The 25,125-nt window shown below is 65.6% G+C and carries 24 protein-coding genes and 1 pseudogene; 13 read left to right on the top strand and 12 right to left on the bottom strand.

Annotation, left to right across the window (positions count from 1 at the left end; translation table 11 throughout):
- Nucleotides 1-125: 125 nt before the first annotated feature.
- A complete protein-coding gene (radA, locus tag NCR34_RS06285; protein WP_175940113.1) occupies nt 126-1,514 on the bottom strand; it encodes a DNA repair protein RadA in 1,389 nt (462 codons plus the stop codon).
- Nucleotides 1,515-1,558: 44 nt separating this feature from the next.
- Nucleotides 1,559-2,629 carry an alanine racemase gene (alr, locus tag NCR34_RS06280; protein WP_250499324.1) on the bottom strand — a complete coding sequence of 357 codons (1,071 nt, stop codon included), beginning with the start codon at nt 2,627-2,629 and terminating at the stop codon, nt 1,559-1,561.
- 302 nt (nt 2,630-2,931) lie between these two features.
- Here alr and lplT point away from each other — a divergent pair, with 302 nt between their 5' ends.
- The 5 genes and pseudogenes from lplT to NCR34_RS06250 all read left to right on the top strand — a co-directional run.
- Entirely contained in the window at nt 2,932-4,239 is a 1,308-nt protein-coding gene (gene lplT / locus NCR34_RS06275) for a lysophospholipid transporter LplT (RefSeq protein WP_206468015.1), read from the top strand.
- Nucleotides 4,240-4,291: 52 nt separating this feature from the next.
- Entirely contained in the window at nt 4,292-5,107 is an 816-nt protein-coding gene (gene thiM / locus NCR34_RS06270) for a hydroxyethylthiazole kinase (protein ID WP_250499323.1), read from the top strand.
- The gene (thiE, locus tag NCR34_RS06265; RefSeq protein ID WP_250499322.1) at nt 5,104-5,757 is read left to right on the top strand and encodes a thiamine phosphate synthase; all 654 of its coding nucleotides are present in this window, start codon (nt 5,104-5,106) and stop codon (nt 5,755-5,757) included. The genes thiM and thiE overlap by 4 nt, the downstream gene beginning before the upstream one ends.
- Nucleotides 5,758-5,765: 8 nt before the next feature.
- Complete coding sequence (thiD, locus tag NCR34_RS06260; RefSeq protein WP_250499321.1) at nt 5,766-6,578, top strand: bifunctional hydroxymethylpyrimidine kinase/phosphomethylpyrimidine kinase; 813 nt, start codon at nt 5,766-5,768, stop codon at nt 6,576-6,578.
- 635 nt (nt 6,579-7,213) lie between these two features.
- Nucleotides 7,214-7,315 (top strand): annotated as a pseudogene (locus tag NCR34_RS06250) (bifunctional hydroxymethylpyrimidine kinase/phosphomethylpyrimidine kinase); the annotation flags it as partial.
- Nucleotides 7,316-7,453: 138 nt separating this feature from the next.
- Here the strand turns inward: NCR34_RS06250 and NCR34_RS06245 are convergent.
- Genes NCR34_RS06245 through tsaB form a run of 4 tightly spaced genes read right to left on the bottom strand, consistent with a single transcriptional unit; the run spans nt 7,454 to nt 10,914 of the window.
- Nucleotides 7,454-8,446, bottom strand: coding sequence for a DUF1853 family protein (locus NCR34_RS06245; RefSeq protein WP_250499320.1), 993 nt, complete (start codon nt 8,444-8,446; stop codon nt 7,454-7,456).
- Complete coding sequence (locus tag NCR34_RS06240) at nt 8,443-9,615, bottom strand: uracil-DNA glycosylase family protein (protein WP_250499319.1); 1,173 nt, start codon at nt 9,613-9,615, stop codon at nt 8,443-8,445. The genes NCR34_RS06245 and NCR34_RS06240 overlap by 4 nt, the downstream gene beginning before the upstream one ends.
- A complete protein-coding gene (gene rimI, locus NCR34_RS06235; RefSeq protein ID WP_175940106.1) occupies nt 9,602-10,093 on the bottom strand; it encodes a ribosomal protein S18-alanine N-acetyltransferase in 492 nt (163 codons plus the stop codon). Before rimI ends, NCR34_RS06240 begins: the two co-directional genes overlap by 14 nt.
- Nucleotides 10,090-10,914, bottom strand: a complete 825-nt coding sequence (tsaB, locus tag NCR34_RS06230) for a tRNA (adenosine(37)-N6)-threonylcarbamoyltransferase complex dimerization subunit type 1 TsaB (protein ID WP_250499318.1) — start codon at nt 10,912-10,914, stop codon at nt 10,090-10,092. The genes rimI and tsaB overlap by 4 nt, the downstream gene beginning before the upstream one ends.
- A gap of 200 nt (nt 10,915-11,114) precedes the next feature.
- Between tsaB and NCR34_RS06225 the strand changes: the two genes are divergently transcribed.
- The 3 genes from NCR34_RS06225 to aceA all read left to right on the top strand — a co-directional run bounded on the left by NCR34_RS06225 (nt 11,115) and on the right by aceA (nt 15,165).
- Nucleotides 11,115-11,384 (top strand): acyl-CoA-binding protein, encoded by a 270-nt coding sequence (locus NCR34_RS06225; RefSeq protein WP_175940104.1) that lies wholly within the window; start codon nt 11,115-11,117, stop codon nt 11,382-11,384.
- Nucleotides 11,385-11,822: 438 nt separating this feature from the next.
- Nucleotides 11,823-13,475, top strand: coding sequence for a DEAD/DEAH box helicase (locus tag NCR34_RS06220; protein ID WP_250499317.1), 1,653 nt, complete (start codon nt 11,823-11,825; stop codon nt 13,473-13,475).
- A 382-nt stretch (nt 13,476-13,857) separates the two neighbouring features.
- The gene (gene aceA, locus NCR34_RS06215; protein ID WP_175940102.1) at nt 13,858-15,165 is read left to right on the top strand and encodes an isocitrate lyase; all 1,308 of its coding nucleotides are present in this window, start codon (nt 13,858-13,860) and stop codon (nt 15,163-15,165) included.
- A gap of 90 nt (nt 15,166-15,255) precedes the next feature.
- Here the strand turns inward: aceA and NCR34_RS06210 are convergent, their stop codons facing one another.
- Nucleotides 15,256-15,690, bottom strand: coding sequence for a universal stress protein (locus NCR34_RS06210; protein WP_159835955.1), 435 nt, complete (start codon nt 15,688-15,690; stop codon nt 15,256-15,258).
- Nucleotides 15,691-15,793: 103 nt separating this feature from the next.
- Entirely contained in the window at nt 15,794-16,708 is a 915-nt protein-coding gene (locus tag NCR34_RS06205) for a LysR family transcriptional regulator (protein WP_250499316.1), read from the bottom strand.
- Nucleotides 16,709-16,847: 139 nt separating this feature from the next.
- Here NCR34_RS06205 and NCR34_RS06200 point away from each other — a divergent pair, with 139 nt between their 5' ends.
- The 3 genes from NCR34_RS06200 to NCR34_RS06190 all read left to right on the top strand — a co-directional run bounded on the left by NCR34_RS06200 (nt 16,848) and on the right by NCR34_RS06190 (nt 19,735).
- On the top strand, nt 16,848-17,657 hold the full coding sequence (locus NCR34_RS06200; RefSeq protein ID WP_250499315.1) for a haloacid dehalogenase type II: 810 nt from the start codon (nt 16,848-16,850) through the stop codon (nt 17,655-17,657).
- A gap of 42 nt (nt 17,658-17,699) precedes the next feature.
- The gene (aceB, locus tag NCR34_RS06195) at nt 17,700-19,310 is read left to right on the top strand and encodes a malate synthase A (protein WP_250499314.1); all 1,611 of its coding nucleotides are present in this window, start codon (nt 17,700-17,702) and stop codon (nt 19,308-19,310) included.
- A 164-nt stretch (nt 19,311-19,474) separates the two neighbouring features.
- Nucleotides 19,475-19,735, top strand: coding sequence for a DNA-binding protein (locus NCR34_RS06190; protein ID WP_175940097.1), 261 nt, complete (start codon nt 19,475-19,477; stop codon nt 19,733-19,735).
- A 25-nt stretch (nt 19,736-19,760) separates the two neighbouring features.
- Here the strand turns inward: NCR34_RS06190 and NCR34_RS06185 are convergent, their stop codons facing one another.
- Nucleotides 19,761-20,051, bottom strand: coding sequence for a putative quinol monooxygenase (locus NCR34_RS06185; protein ID WP_250499313.1), 291 nt, complete (start codon nt 20,049-20,051; stop codon nt 19,761-19,763).
- 476 nt (nt 20,052-20,527) lie between these two features.
- Nucleotides 20,528-21,730, bottom strand: a complete 1,203-nt coding sequence (gene bamC / locus NCR34_RS06180) for an NlpB/DapX family lipoprotein (protein ID WP_248322068.1) — start codon at nt 21,728-21,730, stop codon at nt 20,528-20,530.
- A gap of 398 nt (nt 21,731-22,128) precedes the next feature.
- Here bamC and NCR34_RS06175 point away from each other — a divergent pair, with 398 nt between their 5' ends.
- Both NCR34_RS06175 and NCR34_RS06170 read left to right on the top strand, forming a co-directional pair.
- The gene (locus tag NCR34_RS06175) at nt 22,129-22,587 is read left to right on the top strand and encodes a DUF2844 domain-containing protein (RefSeq protein WP_250499312.1); all 459 of its coding nucleotides are present in this window, start codon (nt 22,129-22,131) and stop codon (nt 22,585-22,587) included.
- 17 nt (nt 22,588-22,604) lie between these two features.
- The gene (locus NCR34_RS06170; protein ID WP_250499311.1) at nt 22,605-23,882 is read left to right on the top strand and encodes a DUF3443 domain-containing protein; all 1,278 of its coding nucleotides are present in this window, start codon (nt 22,605-22,607) and stop codon (nt 23,880-23,882) included.
- Between the two features lie 55 nt (nt 23,883-23,937).
- Here NCR34_RS06170 and pcaC read toward each other — a convergent pair whose 3' ends face one another.
- Together pcaC and pcaD are read right to left on the bottom strand one after the other, a co-directional pair.
- Nucleotides 23,938-24,330, bottom strand: a complete 393-nt coding sequence (gene pcaC, locus NCR34_RS06165) for a 4-carboxymuconolactone decarboxylase (RefSeq protein ID WP_175940092.1) — start codon at nt 24,328-24,330, stop codon at nt 23,938-23,940.
- The gene (gene pcaD, locus NCR34_RS06160) at nt 24,327-25,121 is read right to left on the bottom strand and encodes a 3-oxoadipate enol-lactonase (protein WP_250499310.1); all 795 of its coding nucleotides are present in this window, start codon (nt 25,119-25,121) and stop codon (nt 24,327-24,329) included. Before pcaD ends, pcaC begins: the two co-directional genes overlap by 4 nt.
- Between the last annotated feature and the right edge of the window lie 4 nt (nt 25,122-25,125).

Below are 25,125 nucleotides of genomic sequence, written 5' to 3'. Positions count from 1 at the left end.
GCGCGGCGGCGCATGGTGGCTTTATCCGCCGGTCCTGGGTCCCAGAAGGATATGAAAACCGCGCCCGCGCCAGGTTACAGCGGCGCGCGTTTTTCTTACGGCCCGTTACCGAGGGTCCGATCCGTTCACTCGAGATCACGCACGCGGTCGATGGCTTCTTCGATGCGATCGACCGCGATCACTTTCAGACCGTCCACCGCCTGCTTCGGCGCATTGGCTTTCGGAATCAGCGCGACGGAGAAGCCGAGCTTGGCCGCTTCCTTCAGGCGATCCTGCCCGCGCGGCGACGGCCGGATTTCGCCGGCCAACCCCACTTCGCCGAACGTGATCAGCCCCTTCGGCAGAGGCTTGTTGCGCATCGACGAGTGAATCGCGAGCAGCACCGCGAGATCGGCGGCGGGTTCGGTGATCTTCACGCCGCCCACCGCGTTCAGAAACACGTCCTGATCGAAACACGCGATGCCCGCATGCCGATGCAGCACCGCAAGCAGCAGCGCGAGCCGGTTCTGCTCCAGCCCGACCGCGAGGCGGCGCGGATTCGGCACATGCGCCGTGTCGACGAGCGCCTGCACTTCCACGAGCAGCGGGCGCGAACCTTCCTGCGTGACGAGCACACACGACCCCGCGACACTCTGCTCATGCTGCGACAAGAAAAGCGCCGACGGATTCGCCACGCCGCGCAAGCCTTTCTCCGTCATCGCGAAGACGCCGAGCTCATTGACCGCGCCGAAGCGGTTCTTGAACGCGCGCACGAGTCGGAAGGACGAGTGCGTGTCGCCTTCGAAGTACAGCACCGTATCGACGATATGCTCCAGCACGCGCGGACCCGCGAGACTGCCTTCCTTGGTCACGTGACCGACCATGATGATGGCCGTGCCCGTCTGCTTGGCGATGCGCGTCAGTTGCGCCGCGCATTCGCGGACCTGCGCGACCGAACCCGGCGCGGAGGTCAGCGCCTCGGAATAGACGGTCTGGATCGAATCGATGACGGCGACTTCCGGACGTTGCTCGTCGATGGCCGCCTGAATCTTTTCAAGCTGGATTTCGGCGAGCAGCGCGAGGTCCGCCGCCGCGCTCGCCGAGCCGCCGAGCAGCCCGAGCCGCTGCGCCCGCAATGCGATCTGCGCGCCGCTTTCCTCGCCGCTCACATAGAGCGACGGCCGCTCGCGCGCGATTTCCGCGAGCGATTGCAGCAAGAGCGTCGATTTGCCGATGCCCGGGTCGCCGCCGATCAGCACCACGCCGCCCGGCACGAGACCGCCGCCGAGCACGCGGTCGAACTCGCCGACGCCAGTCGAAAAGCGCGGCACGTCCGCCGCCTCGATGTCGGCGAGCCGCTGCACCGGCGAGCTCTTCGCCAGCGCCTGGAAGCGATGCGCCGACGGCGCCTGCTCCACCGATTCCACGAGCGTGTTCCACGCCCCGCATGCCGCGCACTGCCCGGTCCACTTCGGCGCTTGTCCGCCGCACTCGCTACAGATGTAAAGCGTCTTTGCCTTCGCTGCTTTTGCCACGTATTGCCTTTAGATGTTCAGTGCCAACGCCCGATGCGGCGCGTTCATTCCGCGCGGACCGGCACGCGCTGCGCGATCGCGCACATCAACTCGTAGCCGATGGTGCCGCACGCGCGGGCCACGTCGTCGATCGGCAGGTTCGCGCCCCACAATTCCACGCGCGAACCCATGCCCGCGTTCGGGCACGGCGTCAGATCGACGGTGAGCATGTCCATCGAGACGCGGCCGACGAGCGCCGTCCGCACCCCATCGACGATGACGGGCGTGCCCTCGGGCGCGATGCGCGGATAGCCGTCCGCGTAGCCGCAGGCGACCACGCCGATGCGCATCGGCCGGTTCGCCGTGTAGGTCGAGCCATAACCGATGCTGTCGCCCGGCTGCACCGTCTGCACGGCGATCAGCTCGGAAGTGAGCGTCATCGCGGGCTTGAGGCCCGTATCGGCGATATCGGCCGTCACGCCCGACGGCGACGCGCCGTAGAGAATGATGCCCGGGCGCACCCAGTCGAAGTGCGCGTTCGGGTGCCACAGCACGGCCGCCGAGTTCGACAGGCTGCGCGCGCCCGCGATGCCTTCCGCGCCGCGCTCGAACGCCTCCAGCTGATGCGCGATGCCGCGTTCGCTGTCCGCGTCGGAAAAATGGGTCATGAGCGTGATCTGGCCGATGCCGTGGCAGGCGCGCGCCCGCTCCCACGCCGCGCGGAACCGCTCAGGCGTGTAGCCGAGCCGGTTCATGCCGCTATTCATCTTCAACTGGATGTTGACCGGCTTAGAGAGCCGCGCCATCTCCAGCATGCGCAACTGCTCGTCGCAGTGAATGGCCGTGGTCAGGCTATAACGGTCGATCACGTCGATATCGGTCGGACGAAAGAAGCCTTCGAGCAACAAAATGGGGCCTGCCCAGCCGAGTTCGCGCAACTTCGCTGCTTCTTCGAGGTCCAGAAGACCGAAACCGTCCGTTGCGCGAAGTCCGGGGAACGCTCGCGCGAGACCGTGGCCATACGCATTGGCCTTCACGACGGCCCAGATTTTGGATTTCGGCGCGTACTTGCGCGCAATGGCAAGGTTGTTGGCGAGAGCGGCGGTGTGAATCGTTGCGGAAAGGGGGCGCGGCATGAGTTTTGGTCGGGAATGCGGTTCAAAAGGCGGTTCGGGCGGAAAGGCAAGCATACGCCAACGGGGCAAGCGGCCGGTTCGCCGATCGAGACGCCTTGCGGATCAGTACTTTATGACGAAAGAAACGTGCGAACGTACCGTCTCGCATGTAATCGAGATTACTGCTAGTCAGAATGCGCCTATTTTCGTGTTATAAAGCCGTGCGCACAACCCATTTCGAACGGCATAAGCCCGAACGCGCGACCGGTGTCAGCGGCGGCGTCGGGGGCGGATTCCCGGCAGTGAGGAAAGCTTCGGATCAGATGAAAAAAGGTTTTTACACCATCATGGCCGCGCAGTTTTTCTCGTCGCTGGCCGATAACGCTCTACTGATCGCTGCCATCGCACTGCTGAAAGACCTTCACGCGCCGAACTGGATGACGCCGCTGCTCAAGCTGTTCTTCGTGCTCTCCTATGTGGTGCTGGCGGCGTTCGTCGGCGCTTTCGCGGACTCGCGGCCGAAGGGGCGCGTGATGTTCGTGACCAATTCCATCAAGGTGGTCGGCTGCATCACGATGCTGGTCGGCGCGCATCCGCTTCTGGCCTATGGCATCGTCGGCTTCGGCGCGGCGGCCTATTCGCCCGCGAAGTACGGCATTCTCACGGAACTGCTGCCGCCCGACCGGCTCGTCGCGGCGAACGGCTGGATCGAAGGCACGACGGTCGGCTCAATCATTCTCGGCACCGTCATGGGCGGCGCGCTCATCAGCCCGCATATCGCGAGTCACTTGCTGACGCTGCACATACCGCGCATCAATACGCCCGCCGAAGCCGCGATGCTCGTCATCATGCTGATGTACGTGGTCGCCGCCGTCTTCAACCTGCGCATTCCCGATACCGGCGCGCGCTATCCGAAGCAGGAACACCGGCCCATCAAGCTCATCACCGATTTCGCCGACTGCTTTCTCACGCTCTGGCGCGACAAGCTCGGCCAGATTTCGCTCGCGGTCACGACGCTCTTCTGGGGCGCGGGCGCGACGCTGCAATTCATCGTGCTCAAGTGGGCCGAGGTGTCGCTCGGCATGACGCTTTCGCAGGCGGCCATCCTGCAGGCGGTGATCGCCGTGGGCGTGGCGGCCGGCGCGGTGCTCGCGGCGGCGCGCGTGCCGCTCAAGCGTTCGCTCTCGGTGCTGCCGGTGGGCATCGCGATGGGACTCGCCGTCATGCTGATGGCCTTCTACACGCGGCATCTCTTTCCCGCGCATTGGGGCGTCTATTTCGGCCGGATGCACTTCCCGGGCTATCTGCTGATTGCATATCTGTTCCTGATGATCGTCGGCGGCCTGTCGGGCTTTTTCGTCGTGCCGATGAACGCGCTTTTGCAGCATCGCGGGCACGTGCTGCTGTCCGCCGGCCATTCGATCGCCGTGCAGAACTTCAACGAGAACCTGTCCGTGCTCATCATGCTGTGCCTGTACGCGGTGCTCGTCTGGCTCGACATGCCGATCCAGTTCGTGATCGTGATGTTCGGCTCGTTCGTGTGTCTGATGATGTACTTCGTCATGCGCCGGCATCAGGCGAACCAGCGCGCGTTCGATTCCGTCGCGCTGATCGGCGAAGCGCGGCACTGACGTTGCCGGTTTGGCTGTGTTCATCGGCCGATCGGGCTAATCTCTCCTCATCATGCTTGCTGCCGATCTCTTTTCGTTCGTCACGCGCGTGCGCGAGCGCGCACCGCTCGTCCACTGCCTGACGAACCTCGTCGTCACCAACTTCACGGCCAACGTGCTGCTCGCCATCGGCGCGGCGCCGGCGATGGTCGTCGCGCGCGAGGAAGCCGCGCAGTTCGCGCCGCTCGCCAATGCGCTGCTGATCAACCTCGGCACGCTCGACGTGCCGCAAATGCGCGCGATGCGCGCCGCCGTCGATGCCGCCAACAGCGCGGGCACGCCCTGGGTGCTCGATCCGGTCGCAGTCGGCCCGCTCGCGTTCCGCACCGAATTCGCGCTCGAATTGCTCGACGCGAAGCCGGCCGTGATTCGCGGCAACGCGTCGGAAATCATCAGCCTGTCGGGCGGCGAAGCGAGCGGACGCGGCGTCGACAGCACCGCCGCCACCGACGCCGCGCTCGACGCCGCGCAAATTCTCGCGCTCAACACGCAGGCCGTCGTCGCCGTCACCGGCGCGACCGATTACATCACTGATGGCCGCCGCGTGATCGCGCTCTCGAACGGCTCGCCGCTGATGACGCGCGTGACCGGCGTCGGCTGCGCGCTTTCGGCGACGGTCGCGGCGTTCGTCGGCGCGGCGCAATCGCGCGATGAACACTGGGCGGCGGCGATCGCCGCGATCGCCTATTCGACCGTGGCCGGGGAGCTCGCCGCCCGCGACGCCGCGTTGCCCGGCAGTTTCGCCGTCGCGTATCTGGACCGGCTGGCGTCCGTGGACTCGGCCGCATTCGACGCGACGCTAGTGCTCCGCGAGGTGGCCGTATCGTGAACAGGCGGCGCGCGTTCAATCTTTCGCTCTATCTCGTGCTCGACCCGGTGCAGTGCGGCGGCCACGACGCGGCCGTTTCGGTCGCCCGTGCGGCGCTGGACGGCGGCGTGACGCTGCTGCAACTGCGCGCGCCGGAGTGGCACAAGCGCGCGTGGCTCGCGCTGGCGCTCGACTTGTTGCCGTTGACGCGCGCGCGCGGCGTTCGGCTCGTCATCAACGATCACGTCGATGTGGCGCTCGCAGCCGGCGCGGACGGCGTTCACGTCGGCCAGCGCGATCTGCCCGCCGATGTCGCGCGACGGCTGCTCGGGCCGGATGCGCTGATCGGCCTGTCGGTGTCGAATCTCGCGGAAGTCGCGGATGCGAACCGGCTCGAAGACGTGATCGACTATGTCGGAGCGGGGCCCGTCTACGCGACGCCGACCAAGACCGACGCCTCCGCGCCCTGCGGCATCGACGGCCTCGCCGCGATGCGCGCGAGTTCACGCTGGCCGACCGTGGCGATAGGCGGCATCCAGGCGCACAACGCGGCCGACGTCATGCACGCGAAACCGGCGGGACTCGCAGTCGTTTCCGCGATCTGCAAGGCAGGCGACCCGCGCGCTGCCTCGGCCGAACTGCGCGAGATGATCCGTCGCGCTTCATCCTGACTTTTCTCATGTCTTCGACCCAACCCATTCCCAACGTGCTCACTGTCGCCGGTTCCGACTCCGGCGGCGGCGCGGGCATTCAGGCCGATCTCAAGGCGTTCTCCGCGCTCGGCGCGTACGGCGCGAGCGTCATTACGGCGCTGACCGCTCAGAACACGCGCGGCGTCACGGCTGTCCACGCGCCGGAGCCCGCGTTCGTCACGGCGCAACTCGATGCCGTGTTCGACGACATCCGCATCGACGCAGTGAAGATCGGGATGCTGGCGAACGCGGGCATCGTGCGCGCGGTCGCGGATGCGCTGAGGCGCCACCGCCCGGCGCATGTCGTGCTCGACACCGTGATGATCTCGAAGAGCAATCACGCGCTGCTCGCGCCCGAAGCGGTGGCCGCGCTGCGCGAGGAACTGCTGCCGCTCGCCACGCTCGTCACGCCGAATCTGCCGGAAGCGGCGGCGCTGCTCGGCACGCAGCCCGCCGCAGACGAAGACGCGATGGTGCGTCAGGGCGAGGCGCTGCTTGCCTCGGGCGCGCGCGCCGTGCTGATGAAGGGCGGCCATCTGGCGTCGCCGGACAGTCCGGACTGGCTGATCGAAACGACGGGCGCGCTGCGGCTTGCCGGCGCGCGCGTCGCGCTGAAGAACACGCACGGCACCGGCTGCACGCTGTCGGCGGCGATTGCCGCGCTGATTCCGAAGACCGGCGATCTCGCCAGCGCCACTGCGGAGGCGAAGCGGTATCTCAGCGGCGCGATCGAGGCGAGCGCAAGACTGGACGTCGGACACGGCGTCGGGCCGGTGCATCATTTTTATCGGTGGTGGTGATCGGGCAGCCGTAGCAAGCGGCGAGTGCTTCGCCCTGGAAGATGAAGCCGCGCGATTGCTCCCGCGAGCGCCACGGCCGAGGCGAAGCGGTATCTCAGCGGCGCGATCGAGGCGAGTGCAAGACTGGACTTCGGGCACGGCGTCGGGCCGGTGCGTCACTTCTATAGATGGTGGTGATCGAGTACCTGTAGGAAGCGGCGAATGCTTCGCCCGGAAAGATGAATCCGCGCGATTCCTCCGGTAGCGCCACCGCCGAAGCGAAGCCGTGTTCAGCGGCGCGATCGAGGCGAGCGCACGGTCGAACCTCGGACACGGCGTCGGGCTGGTGCATCACCTCTATTGATCGTGGTGATCGGGCCGCCGAGGAAGCGGCGAACGCTTCGCCGGACGACGTTGTTCGTCCGCAAGTTCAAGCCGCGTGATTCCTTCGGCGAGCGCCGTCGCCGAAGCGAAGCGCTATCCAACGGCGCAATCGAGGCGAGCGCGCGGCTGAGCGTTGGCCACGGCGTTGAACCGGTGCATCACTTGTAACGATGGTGGTGAACGGGTAGCCGTAGGAAGCGGCGAACGCTTCGCCCGGCCACGTTGTTCGTCCGGGAAGATGAAGCCGCGCGATTCCTCCGACGAGCGGCACCGCCGAAGCGAAGCGCGATCTCAGCGACGCGATCGACGCGAGCGCGCGACCGAACGTCGGCCACGGCGTCGGGCCTGTGCATCACTTCTATCGATGGTGGTGATCGGGCAGCCGTAGGAGGCGGCGAATGCTTCGCCCGACCACGTTCTTCGTCCGGAAAGATGAAGCCGCGCGATTGCTCCAGCGAGCGCCACGGCCGAGGCGAAGCGCGCGGCCGAACACCGACCACGGCATCCGATAGTCACGCGGGCGCGGGAAGCCCGGAAGCCGCGAACGCCCTCGCCCGCGCGGGCCAGTCGTCGGGGACGATGAAGCCGCGCGATTCCTCTGCCCAGCCGGTCCCGCCATCGCGCACGTACGCGGCGACCATCGTCGGCGCGGCGATGGCGGCAAGACGCGTGTGAATGGCGGCGGCCTCGTCGATCAGCGAATCGGCATCCGGCGCGTTCAGGCGGCGCGGCGCGAGCCATGCAAGCCGCGGCTGCACGACCCATGCGCGATTCTCGCGCGCTCCGTGCTCTCCATGCGCTCCATGCGCTCCATGCCGATCGCGCCATTCCGTAGCCGTCAGCCACCAGCCGCGCACGTGCGCTTCGCCCACTTCCGGCGCGGGCGCGATGCCTTCATCGTGATAGAAGAGCCGCCCCTTGATGAACAACTGCGCGTGCCACGGCCCCTCCAGGCCGAGCGCGGCGAACTCCGCCCGCGACGTCAAGCGGAGTTGATGCGTCAAAAGCCGCGCGTGCTTCAGATCGAAGCGATCCTGCAGATTGGGCCCGACATAGTCCGACAAGCGCGCCGCGCGCTCGACGCCATCGCCGATGTGCAGGTAGAACTTCACCGCCAGTTCCCAGTGCAGCCGCGCGCCCGTCGCCGTCTCCAGCAGAAAATCGCACTCTCCGATGGTGCGGCGCTGACGCCGCAGCGGCACGTTCGCCGCGATCAGCCGCGCGGCCGGCCCGTGCGCCAGAAAGAATTCGAGCAGGCTTTCGGCGTAGATGCCGAGGCGCGTCGATTTGGGGTTGCGCGAGCGCACATGCAGCGCGTCCGGCGCGGCGTCGAGTGAAGCGAGCCACGTGAGCGTGGCGTCGCGCGCATCGGCCGATTCAAACGGCTGCGCGAGCGGCGCGCCCGCCGCGCTTTCGCGCAGAAGATCGGGCGAGAAAAGCAGCCACGCCAGATCGCGCACCGTCGCGTCCCCGAAGCGATCGACGAGGCGCGACAGGCCGGTCATCCGCGCGCGCCCTTCCCGGCTCCCGGTTCGACACCGAGCGCGGCGAGCGCATCGGCGTGCGTCTTGCGGGCGAGGCACAGATCGGCCCAGGCCTTCGCCTTGTCGGGCAAGCTGCGCAACAGATACGCCGGGTGATACGTGACGACGACCGGCACGCCGCGATACTCGTGCACGCGCCCGCGCAACGACGCGATGCTCGCTTCGCTCTTGAGCAGGCTCTGCGCCGCGAAACGCCCGAGCGCGACGATGATCTTCGGCTTCACGAGTTCGACCTGACGCTGCAGATACGGCTCGCAACGCGCGACTTCGTCGAGTTCCGGATTGCGGTTGCCGGGCGGCCGGCACTTGATGACGTTCGCGATATAGACGTTCGATTCGCGCGAAAGGCCGAGCGCATGCAGCATGTTGTCGAGCAGCTTGCCCGCCTGCCCGACGAACGGCTCGCCCTGCTTGTCCTCGTTCTCGCCGGGCGCTTCGCCGATCAGCATCCAGTCGGCTTCGCGGTCGCCCACGCCGAACACCGCGTTCGTCCGGCGTTCGCACAGGCGGCACAACTCGCAACCGGTGACGCGATCTTCGAGCGCGGTCCAGTCGAGCGTGCGGACGTCGTCGGGGACGGCGGGCGCGACGGGCGTTGCAGGCGATGGCGCGTCGTCGGTCCACGGGAGGTCGTCGTAGGCGTCGAACGGTGGGTAATCCGAGGGTGGCGCGTCGAATTCGGACTGCGGCTCGGTGCGGGGTTTCGCGGATGTGGCGTTGCGGGCGGCGACGGGAGCAGGCGCGTCGAGCGGCGGCGTCGATGAATCGGAGCGGCTCGCGGTTTGTGTCGGCTCTGCGCGGGCCGTCGTGTTTTCCGCGTGCGAGCGGCTCGGGGCCACTGCCGGCTCCGGGCGGGGCGCTGCTTTCGCTGCATCGGGTGCTCGGGCGGCCGCCGTATCCGCGAAATCCGGCGCCGCTGCGCGCGAGGCGTCGATCGGCGGCATCGATGCTTGCGAGCCGGTCGCGCCGACTGCCATGTCAGCCTGCGGTACCGCTTTCGCCGCATCGGCGGCAGCGTCGCGGGAAGCGTGCGGCGGCAGCGGCTCGGCTGCGGTTATCGCCTCCGCCTTCCTCCTCACCCAAAGGAACCCGATCCCGAGTTCCTCGATCAGCGATTCATCGAGCGCCATGCGCACTCTCCTTGAACGACAGACGCATGACGATTGCGTCCTCGCGCGACCGATGCCGCGCGGGATAATAATTCTTGCGACGCCCGATGGCCGTGAAGCCGAAGCGCTCGTAAAGCTGGATGGCGCGCGCATTCGACGGCCGCACCTCGAGCAGCATGCCTTCGAGCTTTTCAGCACGCGCGACGCGCACGGCTTCGCGCAGCAGCGTCAGCCCCGCGCCGGCGCGCTGGGCGGACGGCGCGACGCAGAGATTCAGCAGATGCATTTCATCGACCACAGGCATCAGCACGCAATAGCCGATGAGCGTGCCGGTCACGTGGCGCAGGCACACGCCGTAGTAGCCGTTGCGCAGCGAATCCTGGAAATTGCCGCGGCTCCACGGAAATTCGTAGGCGAGCTTCTCGACGGCGGCGACTTCGTCGAGGTCCGCTTCGGTCATCGGCGTGAGATACCGATCCGCGAGCAACACGCCGCTCACCGAAGCGCCTCCGCGCCGGTAGACTGCGCGCCGGCCTTCGCCGCAGCGGAGCGCGCTTCGGTGCGCTCGGCTGTCGTCTGCGCGACCTTGTTACGCACGTAGTCCGGCGCGGCGAGTTCCGGCGCGACCACGCGTCCGGCCCTGAGCGCGCGCAAGCCGAGCAGCGCGACCGGCAGCGCGTGCGGCAACGCATCTCGGTCCACATGTGCGGCGGCCGCGAGCGCGGGCAGGCGATCGCCGAAGGCCGCCGCCGCGTTGCCCGCGAGCGCGAACGGCACCGAGGGAAGCGGCAGCGCGTCGGGACGATCGAGCGATGCGGCGTGCAGTTCGCGCCAGTCGCCGGGCGCGGGTTCGCGATTTGATTCGTACTGATATTCGGCCCAGTAGACCTCTTCCATGCGCGCATCGAGCGCGACGAGCACCCGATTCGGCAACGACGCGTCGTTGAGCCGCGCCGCTTCCGCGCAGGCGAGCAGCGTGCTCACCGGCACCACCGGCACGTTCAGACCGAACGCGAGCCCTTGCGCGACGCCGGTCGCCGTCCGCAGTCCGGTGAACGACCCCGGCCCCGCGCCGAACGCAATGGCGTTGCAATCGGCGAGCGCGAGCCCCGCTTCGTCGAGCAGCTCGCGCACCGCCGGCAAAAGGCGCGTGCTGGACACCGCGCCCGTCGCTTCGTGGCGGAACCACACTGATGTATTGCCGCTTATGTAAGCGGGCGCGGCAGCGGACGACGGCCTGGCCGCGGCATCGTCGAGCAGAAGCGCGACGGAGCAGAATTCCGTCGAAGTATCGAGAGCGAGCAGTACGGTGCGTGTCATAGGCCGTATTGTAATGCGGGACTGCGCCGGCTTTTGCGGCTCGCGTGACACGCGGCAGGCGTTCGCGGACTTTTCCGCGCGATGACGCCCGCTCGCCGTGCGATTCGATTCGATTCGATTCGATTCGAAGGATGCCTCCACAGCCGGCCCGCTTGCGCTTGTTAAGATCGTCGGCATCTCAAATTAAACAGGACGCCCGCATGACCGACATCGATCAGCAATTCGCCCGCGCGCAAGCCGAGGTCACGCAGTTGCCCGAGCGCCCCGGCAATCTCACGCTCCTGCGTCTTTACGCGCTGTACAAGCAGGCGAGCGTCGGCGACGTGCAAGGCGACGCGCCCGGCTTCACCGATATCGCCGGTAAGTACAAGCACGAAGCCTGGGCCGCGCTGAAAGGCACGCCGGCCGATACCGCGAAGGAGCGCTACGTCGAACTCGTCGAGTCGCTGAAGCGCGGCGAGGCAGGCTGACCGAGCGACATCTGCCGCGCGCCTCCGATGCCCTGCAATGGCGCGCGAATGCGTCAAACTGTGGCGCGGTGCAGCAAATTCCGATATACTTCTTGTCATGCAGCTTGATTACGAGGCGCACGCCGCAAGGCAACGTGCCCCGTGTCAGAGTGCTTCGTAGCGTTTCGCTCCAATCCAGTTTAGAAACTGTCCCTTCCCTGCCAGGCCGTAGCGCATCGTTTGTGCGCTATTCATTTCGCGGCCCGTCATGCACCAGGCTGACGTCAGTGCTTAAGCGCCCTGACGTATCCGATACAGCTTCTAACAACGATGCTCGCCGTCTGTTTGCGCGAGTTGCCCCCGTTTTTCGATTTGCTCGCTGTTTCTTCGCTCGCTGAATCCAACGACCTGGGTATGCCGATTGGCGCCGACGCCTTATTTCCCGTTTCAAGGATCGACATGACTTCGAGCTTCACCCCCAGCCCGTTGGACAACATCGCAGCACAAACGCTTGGCATTTCCCCCGCCGCTGACACGGCAGAACCGGCCGCCGCAGCCTCGGCTGCTGCCTCAGCCGAAACGGCTCCCGCAGCACCCGCCGGCCCCACTTTCGAATCGCTCGGTCTTTCGGCCGATATCGTTTCGGCATTGACCGAAGCCGGCTACCAGTCGCCGACGCCCGTGCAGCAGCGCGCGATTCCCGCCGCGCTCGCCGGCCGAGATCTGCTCGTTTCGAGCCCGACCGGCTCCGGCAAAACGGCGGCGTTCATGCTGCCGGCCATCGAAAAATTCGCGCAACTGGAAAAGCTCCAGGCGCAGCAGCCGCGTCAGCCGCGCGACCCGAACGCGCGTCCCGGCCGCCGTCCGCAGCCGATCGCGCGCCCGCAGTTGCTCGTGCTCACGCCGACGCGCGAACTCGCGATGCAAGTGTCCGCCGCCGCGACCACGTACGGCCGCCATCTGCGCCGCCTGCGCACGGTCAGCATTCTCGGTGGCGTCGCGTACGGCCAGCAATTGATGCTGCTCGCGAAGAATCCTGAAATCCTCGTCGCGACGCCGGGCCGTCTGATCGACCATCTGGAGCGCGGCCGCATCGACCTGTCGAACCTCAAGATGCTCGTGCTCGACGAAGCCGACCGCATGCTCGACATGGGCTTCATCGAAGACATCGAGACGATCGTCGCGGCCACGCCGGCCACGCGTCAGACGCTGCTCTTCTCGGCAACCATCGACGGCAAGATTGCGTCGCTGACCGGCCGCCTGTTGAACGACCCGGAGCGCATCGAGATCGTGCAGAAGCTCGAGGCGCGCAGCAACATCGCGCAAACCGTGCACTACGTCGACGACCGCGACCACAAGGATCGCCTGCTCGATCACCTGCTGCGCGATACCGAGCTGGATCAGGCTATCGTGTTCACGGCGACGAAGAGCGACGCGGATCTGATCGCGAATCGTCTGTCGGACGCGGGTTTCGAATCCGCCGCGCTGCACGGCGACCTGCCGCAAGGCGCGCGCAACCGCACCATCCGCGCGCTGCGCGAGCGCCGCGTGCGCGTGCTGGTGGCCACGGACGTCGCGGCACGCGGCATCGATATTCCGGGCATCACGCACGTCTTCAACTACGACCTGCCGAAGTTCGCCGAAGACTACGTGCACCGCATCGGCCGCACGGGCCGCGCGGGACGCAGCGGCACGGCCGTGAGCCTCGTGCATCACGCCGAAATGGGCGCGCTCAAGCGCATCGAGCGCTTCGTGCACGCGCCGCTGCCGGTGAACGTTGTCGCGGGCTTCGAGCCGCGCAAGTCGCCGCCGAAGGGCGGTTTCGGCGGACGCGGCCGTCCGGGCGGCGGTAACGGCGGCCGGCGCTTCGGCAGCGGCAATGGCGGCGGACGCGGCTACGGCGCGGCCAACGCCAGCGGCTATGGCAACAAGTCGGGCGCCGGTTCGCGCGAAGGCGGCTATCGCGAAGGCGGTTATCGCGGCGGCAATGCCGGCAGCGGCGACCGTGACGGCGGCTATCGTGGCGGCAACCGCGAAGGCGGTTTCGGCCAGCGCGACGGCTATAGCGCGCGCCGCAACGACGGCCCGCGCGCACCGCGCCGCGGCAACTGATGTAAGCGTAGGGACGGCGCGATAACGCCGTCTTCCGCCAGCAGGACAAGGAACCGATGCCTCGCGCATCGGTTTTTTTTCGCTTATCTCCGCATTTCATAATGCGCAACGTTTTTTTGCGTCGCAAAAGCGTTGCTGCGCGGCACAACAGACCCGATTGCAGCATGGGAAAGGACATTGCGCGATATGAAATGAACAGACTAACTGATTGATTCGTAATGCGGTTTCTATCAACCAAAACTCCTTGCGACCGCTTTTTCTCGACCACCGACCGGCCTACACTCTTATATAAGAGTTGAGCAAACCCCAGCAGCACTTGCTCAGACGCGATCAAGCATCGACCACGGTTTCGTCGTACAGCCCAATCTCAAGGAGAAACGACATGACGTCACGTCAACAACAAGCCCAGCAACTCCATCAGCAGTGGGAAACCGATCCGCGCTGGAAAGGCATCAAGCGCGGCTACTCGGCCGAGGACGTCGTGCGCCTGCGCGGCTCGGTGCCGGTCGAGCATACGCTCGCGCGACGCGGCGCCGAGAAACTGTGGTCGCTGATCCAGGAAGAGCCGTTCGTCAATGCGCTCGGCGCGCTGACCGGCAACCAGGCGATGCAGCAGGTCAAGGCCGGCCTCAAGGCCATCTACCTGTCCGGCTGGCAAGTGGCCGGCGACGCCAACATCGCGGGCGAAATGTATCCGGACCAGTCGCTGTATCCGGCCAATTCGGTGCCGCTCGTCGTGAAGCGCATCAACAACACGTTCACGCGCGCCGATCAGATCCAGTGGTCCGAAGGCAAGAACCCGGGCGATGAAGGCTATATCGATTATTTCGCGCCGATCGTGGCGGACGCGGAAGCCGGCTTCGGCGGCGTGCTCAACGCGTTCGAACTGATGAAGGCGATGATCGAAGCCGGCGCCGCAGGCGTTCACTTCGAAGACCAGCTCGCCTCCGTGAAGAAGTGCGGCCACATGGGCGGAAAGGTGCTCGTGCCGACGCGCGAGAACGTCGCGAAACTCGTCGCCGCGCGTCTCGCCGCGGACGTTTGCGGCACGCCGACGCTGCTCGTCGCGCGCACCGACGCCGAAGCCGCCGATCTCGTGACCTCCGACATCGACGAAAACGACAAGCCGTTCCTGACCGGCGAGCGCACCGTGGAAGGCTTCTATCGCACGCGGCCGGGGCTCGAACAGGCCGTGTCGCGCGGTCTCGCCTACGCGCCCTACGCCGATCTCGTCTGGTGCGAAACGGGCAAGCCGGATCTCGAATACGCGAAGAAGTTCGCCGAGGCCATCCACAAGCAGTTCCCCGGCAAGCTGCTGTCGTACAACTGCTCGCCGTCGTTCAACTGGAAGAAGAACCTCGACGACGCGACCATCGCCAAGTTCCAGCGCGAACTCGGCGCGATGGGCTACAAGTTCCAGTTCATCACGCTCGCGGGCTTCCACGCGCTGAACTACTCGATGTTCAACCTCGCGCACGGCTATGCGCGCACGCAGATGAGCGCGTTCGTCGAATTGCAGCAGGCCGAGTTCGCCGCCGCCGACAAGGGTTTCACGGCGGTCAAGCATCAGCGCGAAGTGGGCACGGGCTATTTCGATGCCGTCACGCAGACGGTCGAGCGCGAAGCATCGACGACCGCGCTGCACGGATCGACCGAAGACGAGCAGTTCTTCGACAAGAAAGTCGCGTAAAGAAATGCCCGAGGGCAGGCTGAATCAGGGAGAGCGGTAAAGAAAGCGGCGGCCGAGGCGCGCGTGGCAGGCGCGTCGGCCGCCGCGACATCAGCGGTACACGATGACCGGAATGCGCGTGTGCGTCAGCACGCGCTGCGTTTCGCTGCCGATAAGCAGGCTTCCGAGCCCGCGACGGCCGTGCGACGCCATCAGGATGACGTCGCAGCCGTTCTGCTCCGCCGCGTCGATGATGCCGATATACGGCGCCGCCTCGATGCTCGTCACGCTGTCGCACGGCACGCCCGCCTCCTCGGCCGCGCGCTCGACAGCCCGCAGATGCTCGCGCGCCTCGCGTTCGGCTCGGGCATGAAAGTCGTCGGGCGGCTCGACGGCGACATCCGCGAACGGCGAGTACGGATACTGCGGCAGACACGCGTAAGCCGTGATGCGCGCGCCGACGGACTGCGCGAGGTCGATGGCGCCGTCTATGGCTTTCTGCGACAGCTCGGAGCCGTCGGTCGGTACCAGGATGTGCTTGAACATGGCGTCCTCCTTCGAACGGCGGGGCACGCTTTTCATTGTAGTCAGGCGGCCGCGCGGCGATGCAGTCGAGATAACGATAAGTAGGAATCCGTAGCGAGTCTCGTTACGAAACGAGCGCTTCCCAGTATCCCGGAGCGGCATAGGTATGCTTGAGCAGATCGAGAAACAGCCGCACCCGCAACGGCAGGTGCCGGCGCTGCGGGAACACGGCGTGAATGCCGATGGGCGGCGCGGCGAAATCGTCGAGCACGCTGACGAGCCTCCCAGCGCCGATATCCGCGCCCACTTCCCACCACGATCGCCACGCGAGGCCGCGCCCTTCGAGGCACCAATCATGCAGCACGGCGCCGTCCGAGCATTCCATCGTGCCGGACACCTTGATCGTCACGACCTTGCCGTCCTGTTGAAACACCCAGCCGCGCTGCTGATTGGCGGACGCGCCGAGCGCGAGGCAGTTGTGATCGGCGAGCGCGCTCAGCGTGGCGGGTTTGCCGCGCTTCTGCAGATACTCGGGCGACGCCACGCAGACGCGCCGGTTTTCGCCGAGCTTGAGCGACACGAGCGACGAATCCGGCAACTCGCCGAGCCGCACCGCGCAATCGAAGCCTTCGTTCACGAGATCGACCATGCGGTCCGTCAGGTCGAGGCTCACGGAGACGTCCGGGTGCAGCGTCGTGAAGGTTGCGACGAGCGGCGCGACGTGGCGCCGGCCGAAGCCCGCAGGCGCCGACACGCGCACGTGCCCGCTCGCCTTCACGCCGCCCGCCGACACGCTCGCCTCCGCGTTCTGCATGTCGTTGATGATGCGCTGACAGTCTTCGAGAAACGCGGACCCTTCGAACGTGAGCGTGATCTTGCGCGTCGTGCGCACGAGCAGCTTCACGCCGAGACGTTCCTCCAGCGCGTCCAGCCTTCTGCCGATGACCGCCGGCGCGATGCCTTCCGCCTGCGCCGCCGCCGAAAGACTGCCTTTCGCCGCGACGGAGGCGAACGTCTCTATCTGCTTGAACCGATCCATGCGCTTTGCTCGTCAATGCGGGGAATTGGCGCACAGATTAGGTATGAAAAAGTAAAAGATCAAGTGATCTCGCCAGCCTTTTTCCACCTGTTCGATCACCAATAGAATCGACCCCGACCTCTTTATGGAGCGCACGGCTATGTCGGCCACAACGACACCCGCATCGTCCACACCCTCGCCTGTTCTTCCCCGCGCAGTCATCTTCGACGCTTACGGCACGCTCTTCGACGTTCACTCGGTCGTCGCTGCCGCCGAACAGCTTTTTCCCGGCAACGGCCAGGCGCTGTCTCAGCTTTGGCGGCAGAAGCAAATCGAATACACGCAGCTACGCTCCCTCGCCGATCCGGCCGGCAGCCATTACGCGCCGTTCTGGGACATCACCATCGACGCCCTGCGATACGCAGCCGCGCGCCTCGGCCTCGCGGACGCGCTGACGGCCGCCGCCGAAAAGCGCCTGATGGACGAATACGCCTGCCTCTCCGCCTTTCCCGACACGCTGCCCGCGCTGAAAACGCTGCGCGAACGTCACGGCCTGCCGCTCGCGATTCTGTCGAACGGCAATCCGCCGATGCTCGACATCGCCGTCAAAAGCGCCGGCATGACGGGCTTCTTCGATCACGTGTTGTCGGTCGAACCCGTGCGCGCGTTCAAGCCGGCCGCCGCTGCCTATGAACTCGGCCTGAAGGCGTTCGGCGCGGCGGCGCGCGAGATCGTGTTCGTCTCGTCCAACGGCTGGGATATCGCGGGCGCGACGTGGTTCGGCTACACCACGTTCTGGCTGGATCGCGCGAGCTTGCCGGTCGAGGAGCTCGGCGTCGCGCCGCGCGCGATGGGGCGCGGCATGAACGACCTCGTCGCGTTCATCGAAGGGGGTTGCGCGCAGCAGCCGATTCCCCTCGCCGCCGATCGGGCGGGCGCGCGAAAGCGCTCGTCATCGCCAAAACAGTAGAACCCAAAAGCAAAACCGTCTGACCGACCAAGGAGAAAACACATGACGCACCCTTCGAACCCGCTCGCGTTGCCGGAAGGCATGGCCATTTCGGCTGAGACCAAGCCCGGCTTCGAAGCCATTCTGACGCCCGAGGCGCTCGCGTTCGTCGCAATGCTGCATCGCCGGTTCGAGCCGCGCCGTCAGGAACTGCTCGCCGCGCGCGTGGAGCGCACCCAGCGCCTCGACGCAGGCGAGCGCCCCGTCTTTCTCGACGAAACGAAGGCGATCCGCGAAGGCGACTGGACCGTCGCGCCGCTGCCGAAGGATCTGCAATGCCGACGCGTCGAAATCACCGGCCCGGTCGAGCGCAAGATGATCATCAACGCGCTCAACTCAGGCGCGGATTCCTACATGACCGACTTCGAGGATTCGAACGCGCCCGTGTGGGAGAACCAGATCGTCGGCCAGATCAATCTCAAAGAAGCCGTGCGCCGGACGATCTCGCTCGAGCAGAACGGCAAGTCGTACACGCTCAACGACAAGATCGCGACGCTGATCGTGCGTCCGCGCGGCTGGCATCTCGACGAGAAGCACGTGACCGTCGACGGTCAGCGCGTGTCGGGCGGGATCTTCGACTTCGCGCTTTATCTCTTTCACAACGCGAAGGAACTGATCGCTCGCGGCAGCGGCCCCTACTTCTATCTGCCGAAGATGGAAAGCCATCTCGAAGCGCGTCTGTGGAACGACATCTTCATCGCGGCGCAGGAAGGCGTCGGCATCCCGCGCGGCACGATTCGCGCGACCGTGCTCGTGGAGACGATTCTCGCCGCGTTCGAAATGGACGAGATTCTCTACGAGCTGCGCGAACATAGTTCCGGCCTGAACGCCGGCCGCTGGGACTACATCTTCTCCGCGATCAAGAAGTTCAAGAACGATCCCGACTTCTGCCTCGCGGACCGTTCGCAGATCACGATGACGGTGCCGTTCATGCGCGCCTACGCGCTCGAATTGCTGAAGACGTGCCACAAGCGCAACGCGCCCGCCATCGGCGGCATGTCCGCGTTGATTCCGATCAAGAACGATCCCGCCGCGAACGACAAGGCGATGGGCGGCGTGCGCTCCGACAAGGCTCGCGACGCCACCGACGGCTACGACGGCGGCTGGGTCGCGCATCCGGGGCTGGTGCCGGTCGCGATGGAAGAGTTCGTCAAGGTGCTCGGCGACAAGCCGAATCAGATCGAAAAGCAGCGCCCCGACGTGCAAGTGACCGCGCACGACTTGCTCGATTTCCGCCCGGAAGCGCCGATCACCGAAGCGGGCCTGCGCAACAACGTGAACGTGGGCATCCATTACCTCGGATCGTGGCTCGCGGGCAATGGCTGCGTGCCGATTCACAATCTGATGGAAGACGCGGCCACGGCGGAGATTTCGCGCTCGCAAGTCTGGCAGTGGATTCGTTCGCCGAAGGGCAAGCTCGACGACGGCCGCAAGGTCACGGCCGCGATGGTGCGCGAGATCATCATCGACGAACTGGAGAAGGTGAAGCAAAGCGTCGGCGGCGCGGGCAGCGATACGAAGCCGTATGAACGCGCCGCGAAGATCTTCGAAACGATGTCGACTTCGGAGCAGTTCACCGAATTTCTGACGCTGCCGCTGTACGAAGAAATTTGAAATACGCGTCGCAGATTGCCGCATGAAAAACGGCCCGCGGGTCCACGCCCGCGAGCCGTTCGTACATGCTGGGCGCGTCACGGGGAACGCATGGCGTGTGCTACATTGCGCATCGTCTTTTTCAACGATTCAACCGTGGAGCGCACTCGCGTGCGAACGACAGCATGAGCAATATTCAACTCGATATCGAATGGACCGAAGCGGCATCGCGCAAGATCGAGAAACTGATGCCGCGCAACGCCAACAAGGACGCGTTTCTGGCGCTGCCGCCGGTCGAATGCCTGCCGATGGAGGGCGACGTGCTGTTTCTCGGGCCGGCAGGCAAGCAGCAGCCGTTTATCGTGGCGGAACGTCAGTATCATCATGACGGCGAAGCGGACTGGACCATCATCCTGATCCTCGACATCCCGCACGAAACGCACTGATCCCCGCTGCCGCGCGGGGAACTGCTCAGAGCAGCTTGCTCGCGACGTGCACTTCGCCGTGTTCGCAGAGCTCGGGAGCCTTGGCCCTGAACGCCTGAATGTGCGCGGTCTGGCCGTGGTCCGCGAGCGCGGCCTCGCTTTCCCAACGTTCGACGAAGATAAAGCGGCGCGGCTCCTTGATGTCGCGATGCAGATCGTACTGAAGCGCGCCGCGTTCCTGGCGCGTCGGCGCGACGTTGGCTTCCAGCACTTGCCGCAACTCTTCTTCTCTCCCCGGCTTGGCGATAAAAATGGCGACCACGGCGACTTCTGACATACGCTTTTTCTCCTGTCTTCGCTGAACGATTAAAAACGAAGCATAAACGCGTGACGGAAAACGCGCCGAAAACGATTTAAACGCACAAAGAAAAAACCCGCGTTCCGGGTGGAACGCGGGCAAAAGCCGTCGCCCTACGAGGATAGGCGACGGGGCCATCGGGACTCGCTGTCGCGAGCCGTTATCGGGTATTGTCTGCGGTGACTTGCTGCTTTGAATCGAGCGGCGATGCGTCAATCACGCCATGACCGCAATGTACTGTCCCCGGAGATTTTTTTATAAGCTATTGCGCACATTGAACAGTGAAAAGAATCCTCTGCGCAATATGAGCACGTACTTCGCATGCAATTCGTCTGGCGGCACACTTTGCATTCGGCGCTCAGTTCGCCGTTCGCCTATGTGCGTGGCGAAAAAAAACCGCCTCGTGAAAGGCGGTTCTTTAAGCACTGAGCGACCAGTTCGCACCAAACGCCGGATCAGCTGATCTGATCAGCCAGCAATGCCATGATCTGCCGCGCTTGCGGAGACGAATCGACCTGGCCTTTGTCATCGACGATCGCCACGCGCGTTTCGCCTTCGGTAATGGCGCGCACGTTGACCTGATACTGCTTCACGGCGATTTCCTTGCGGCCGTGGAAAACCTGGCTCCAGAAGCCTTGCTCGCGCGCCGACTTGTCGTTCGGGTCGGCATAACGCACGAAGTAGACGCCGCGCGCCCGATCCCGGTCGTCCACCGTGAAGTTCGCCCGGTCGAGCGCGATGCCCACGCGCAGCCACGCGCGGTCGTACGCTTCGGGCAACGTGAGTTGCGCGGACTCCGCCTGCGGCACCGTCTCGTTGCGAATCGGGCTGTTGCCAGCGTTCGCGACGTTCTGCGCGGCCGTGGCGGCCGCCTTGCTGTCGCCGCCCTTCGCGGGTTGCGCGTTCGCGGATGCAGCGGTGTCGCCTGCGCCCGCGACGCCCGCCGCCTGGCGAGAGTCCGCGATGGCGAGCGACGACATCAGCCGCTTCAGGTATTCGTTCTCAAGCGCGGGATCGTTCGGACGCGCCTGCCACTGGCTCGTGTCGTTGTTCACGCCGGTCAGCGCCTCGCGCATGCCCTTCTGGCTGATGAACACGTACGTGCCGCCGTTCGATGCCGCTTCCAGACGCGTGCGGTACTTGTTGCGCTCGGCGGTCACATAGGAGTTGCCGGTGGCCTTCGCGAGCGTGTCGCGGATGAGGCCGTCGGAAATCTGAGGATGGGTTTCGTTCCAGTCGGTTTCCATCACGCCCTTGTCGCGCGAATCCACGACGAGCAGGAAGCCCTGCTCCTGCCAGAAGCGGCGGATTTGCGGCCAGACCTGATCGGGCGATTTGTTGTCGATGACGAGCCAGCGCTCCGCGCCGTCGCGCTGAATGTGCATGCCGGAAACCGGCGGCACCACGGTCGGCGCGCTCGGCGCGACTTTCTGAACCTGCTGGAGATCCGAGAGCGACGCCTGCCCGCCTTGCGGCGGCAACGAACGCTGGTCGACCGCTTCGTCGAGAAGGTTCGGCGGAACGGCGAGCGACGATTGCTTCGAGCGTTGGTCGCTCTTGTAGTTGATCGCGGTGGGCGATGAGGTGCCGCAACCCGCCACGATTCCGGCCACCGCGAAGAGCGCAGCCATCCGCTTGGTTACACGAAAATCTGTCATGTCTGGAAAGTCCTTCCGCTACGCCACGGCGTCGTCCGTGGATCAACCCAGCATTTTACCGGTCCGGCGCAACGCCGTGCAAAAAGAGGGGTAAGCGACTCGCCGGGCACGCTCGACGGTCGCAGTCACATCGCGGACCGCCGTCCGTAAACGGGGCCGCCGCGATGGCGTCATGCGCCATCAGCATTCGACCGCTCCCCACACATTTGACAATTTATGACATCCGCGCAAATCGTCAATGGGCAGCGCCGGCTCTGCGCAAGGTCTTGTTTTTTCGGATTTATCTGTCTCATTTCTTCAGTTTCCGAGTAAGCCACGTCTGGTATCGCCCTGCTCCGCATTCATCTTAAAGTTCGATCCCAAAAATAGGACTACTCCTAAAACGATCGGAGAGAACGATGCGGGACTTAAGACATCCTCAGTACCTTGTTCCGGCGCTGTGCTTCTCGCTCGGCATCAGCACGCTGTGCCATGCGCAACTCGGCGCGACGAAACGCGCGTCGGATGCATCGGACGGCGCGGTCGTCCACCGGGCGCAGAGCGGGCTCGTGACCTACCGCGAGACGACCGATCCCCACGGCATCGTGGTGCGCGAATACGTCGGTGCGGCCGGCACCGTGTACGCCGTGTCGTGGCGCGGACCGGCGATGCCGAACGTCGAGGCGCTGCTCGGCGCTTACTTCTCGCGCTTTCGGGACGGCGCGAGCGCGACGGCAGGCGATGCCGGGCTGCACACCGCGCGCGTCTCGGACGCGGATCTGAGGGTCGAGAATCGGACGCGATTGCGAGAATTCAGCGGGCGCGCGTGGCTCGCGAGCGCGTTGCCGGCGGGCGTATCGGCGGCGGATATTCAATAGAGCGCGAGAGACCAGTCATGACCATCCGCACGCTTTTCCGCCTGCCCGTGATCGCCGTGTTTCTGTTGCTCCATGCATGCGGCGGCGGTGGCTCGGGAAACACGACCGCTTCGCCCACCACGCCCGCGCCGACGGCCGCAAGTACGCCCGCGCCGGCCAGCACGCCGGTTGCCGCGAGCGCGCCGCCCGCCGCGAGCAACGTCGTCGTTCAGTCGACGACGCCCAACGTGCAGCCGATTCAGGTGACGCACATCCCTACCGGCACGCGGAACATGCTGCAAACGAGCGTCACGCTGTGCGTGCCCGGCACGAACCGGTGCCAGACCATCGACAACATTCAGGTGGACACCGGCTCGCAAGGCTTGCGCGTGCTCGCATCCGCGCTCGATCCGTCGATTGCGTTACCTCTGGCGGCCGGCAAGGCGGGCAACTCGGCAGTCGCGGAATGCGCGGTGTTCGGCTCCGGCTATACGTGGGGCGCGGTCCGCCAGGCCGATGTGCGCCTCGCCGGCCAGGTGGCGAGCGCGACCTCCGTTCAGTTGATCGCGGATCCCGCCATCCCCGCCGCCGCCACGGATTGCAGCCAGTCCGGTCTGCCGATGCTCACTGCGTCGAATCTGCGCGGCAACGGCATTTTGGGCGTCGGGCCGTTCACCGCCGATTGCGGCGCCGGTTGCGCTGCGTCCGCGATGCCGCGCTGGTACTACGACTGCACGTCGAGCGCGTGTTCCGCGACCACGGTCGCCGTCGCGCAGCAAGTGACGAATCCGGTCGCGCGCTTTGCCACGGACAACAACGGCGTGCTGATCGAATTGCCGGCCGTGCCGCCCGAAGGCGCGTCCGCGGTCGCGGGGACGATGACCTTCGGCATCGGATCGCAGGCGAATAACCTGTTGGGCTCGGCGACGGTGCTCAAGTCCAACTCGATCACAGGCTACGTCTCGACGAACTTCGGCGGCAGCAACTACGGTTCGAGCTTCATCGACAGCGGATCGAACGGCCTCTTCTTCCCGTCGACCACGCTGACGTCGTGCGGCGTCTGGTACTGTCCAGCGACGACGCAAACGCTCAACGCGACGCTCAGTTCCGCGACCGGCGCGTCGGTCGGCGTGTCGTTTTCCGTCGCCAAATCGACGACGCTTCTGTCGAGCGGCAATAACGCGTTCAGCAATCTGGCGGGGCCGGCGAGCGGCTTCTTCGACTGGGGCTTGCCGTTCTTCTACGGCCGGCGCGTGTTCACCGCGCTCGAAGGCCGCGCGACCCCAGCGGGCAACGGCCCGTACTACGCGTTCTAAAAGCGCAAAAGCCGTCTCCGGCATCGCGGAGACGGCTTTTTCGAAGGTGATCCGGTTACTGCCCGCCCGACCGCGCTTCCTCCTCGAAAATCTTCTGCGCGAGGTGGAACGCGGAGTTCGCCGCAGGCACGCCGCAATAGACCGCGGTCTGCATCAGCACTTCCTTAATCTCGTCCTGCGTCACGCCGTTGTTTTTCGCGGCGCGCAGGTGCAGCGCGAGTTCTTCGCTGCGGTTGAGCGCCACCATCATCGCGATGGTGATGAGACTGCGCGTGTGCCGCGGCAAGCCTTCGCGCGTCCAGATCTCGCCCCACGCGTAACGCGTGATGAAGTTCTGGAATTCGGTCGTGAGGTCCGTGCGGTTGGCAAGCGACCGGTCCACGTGCGCGTCGGACAACACCGCGCGGCGCACCTTCATGCCGGCTTCGTAGCGTTCGTCGTCGGTCATTGCTGTTCTCCGAGAAAGTCGAGCACGGCGTGCGTGTAGGCGTCGTGCTTCTCGATGTTCGACAGATGCGCGGCATCCAGTTCGACGTAGCGCGATCCGCCGATGGCGCTCGCGAGTTCGCGGCCCTGCTCGGCCGTCGTCGACATGTCGTGCGTGCCCGCGATCACGAGCACCGGCAGCGCGATGGTCTTCGCTTCTTCGCGAAGGTCGGCGTCGCGGATCGCCTCGCAGTTGGACGCGTAGCCGTCGCCCGAGGTATGGCGGAACACGTCGCGAATATTCGCGAGCACGAGCCGCTCCCGCTCGATGAACGGCGCCGTGAACCAGCGCGCAATGACGCTGTCGGTGAGCGCGGCCATGCCGCCGGCCTCGCGTGCTTTCGCGGCGCGTGGCGTCCAGACGGCGTCCGAGCCGATCTTCGCGGCCGTGTTGGACAGCACGACGCGCGAGAACCGCTCGGGATGACGCGCAGCGAGCCCGATGCCGGTCAGGCCGCCCATCGAGAGGCCGCAATAGTTCGCGCGCTCGATGCCGAGATGATCCATCAGCGCGACGACATCGCCGATCAACTGATCGACGGTGTACGGGCCGGGCGGCACATCCGAATGGCCGTGACCGCGCGTGTCGTAGCGCAGCACGCGGTAGTGTTTCGCGAACGCCTCGATCTGCGGCGTCCACATGGACACGTCCGCGCCGAGCGAATTCGAGAGCACGAGCCACGGCGCGTCGTGGCCGGCGGTGGCGTCGATCCGGTAGTGAATCCGGGTTTGGTTGATATCGGCAAAAGGCATGCTG

This window comes from Caballeronia sp. GAWG1-5s-s, assembly GCF_023631445.1.
GTDB lineage: Bacteria > Pseudomonadota > Gammaproteobacteria > Burkholderiales > Burkholderiaceae > Caballeronia.
Note: the sequence above shows the minus strand (reverse complement) of the source record. Positions and strands in the feature narration are given on the sequence as shown.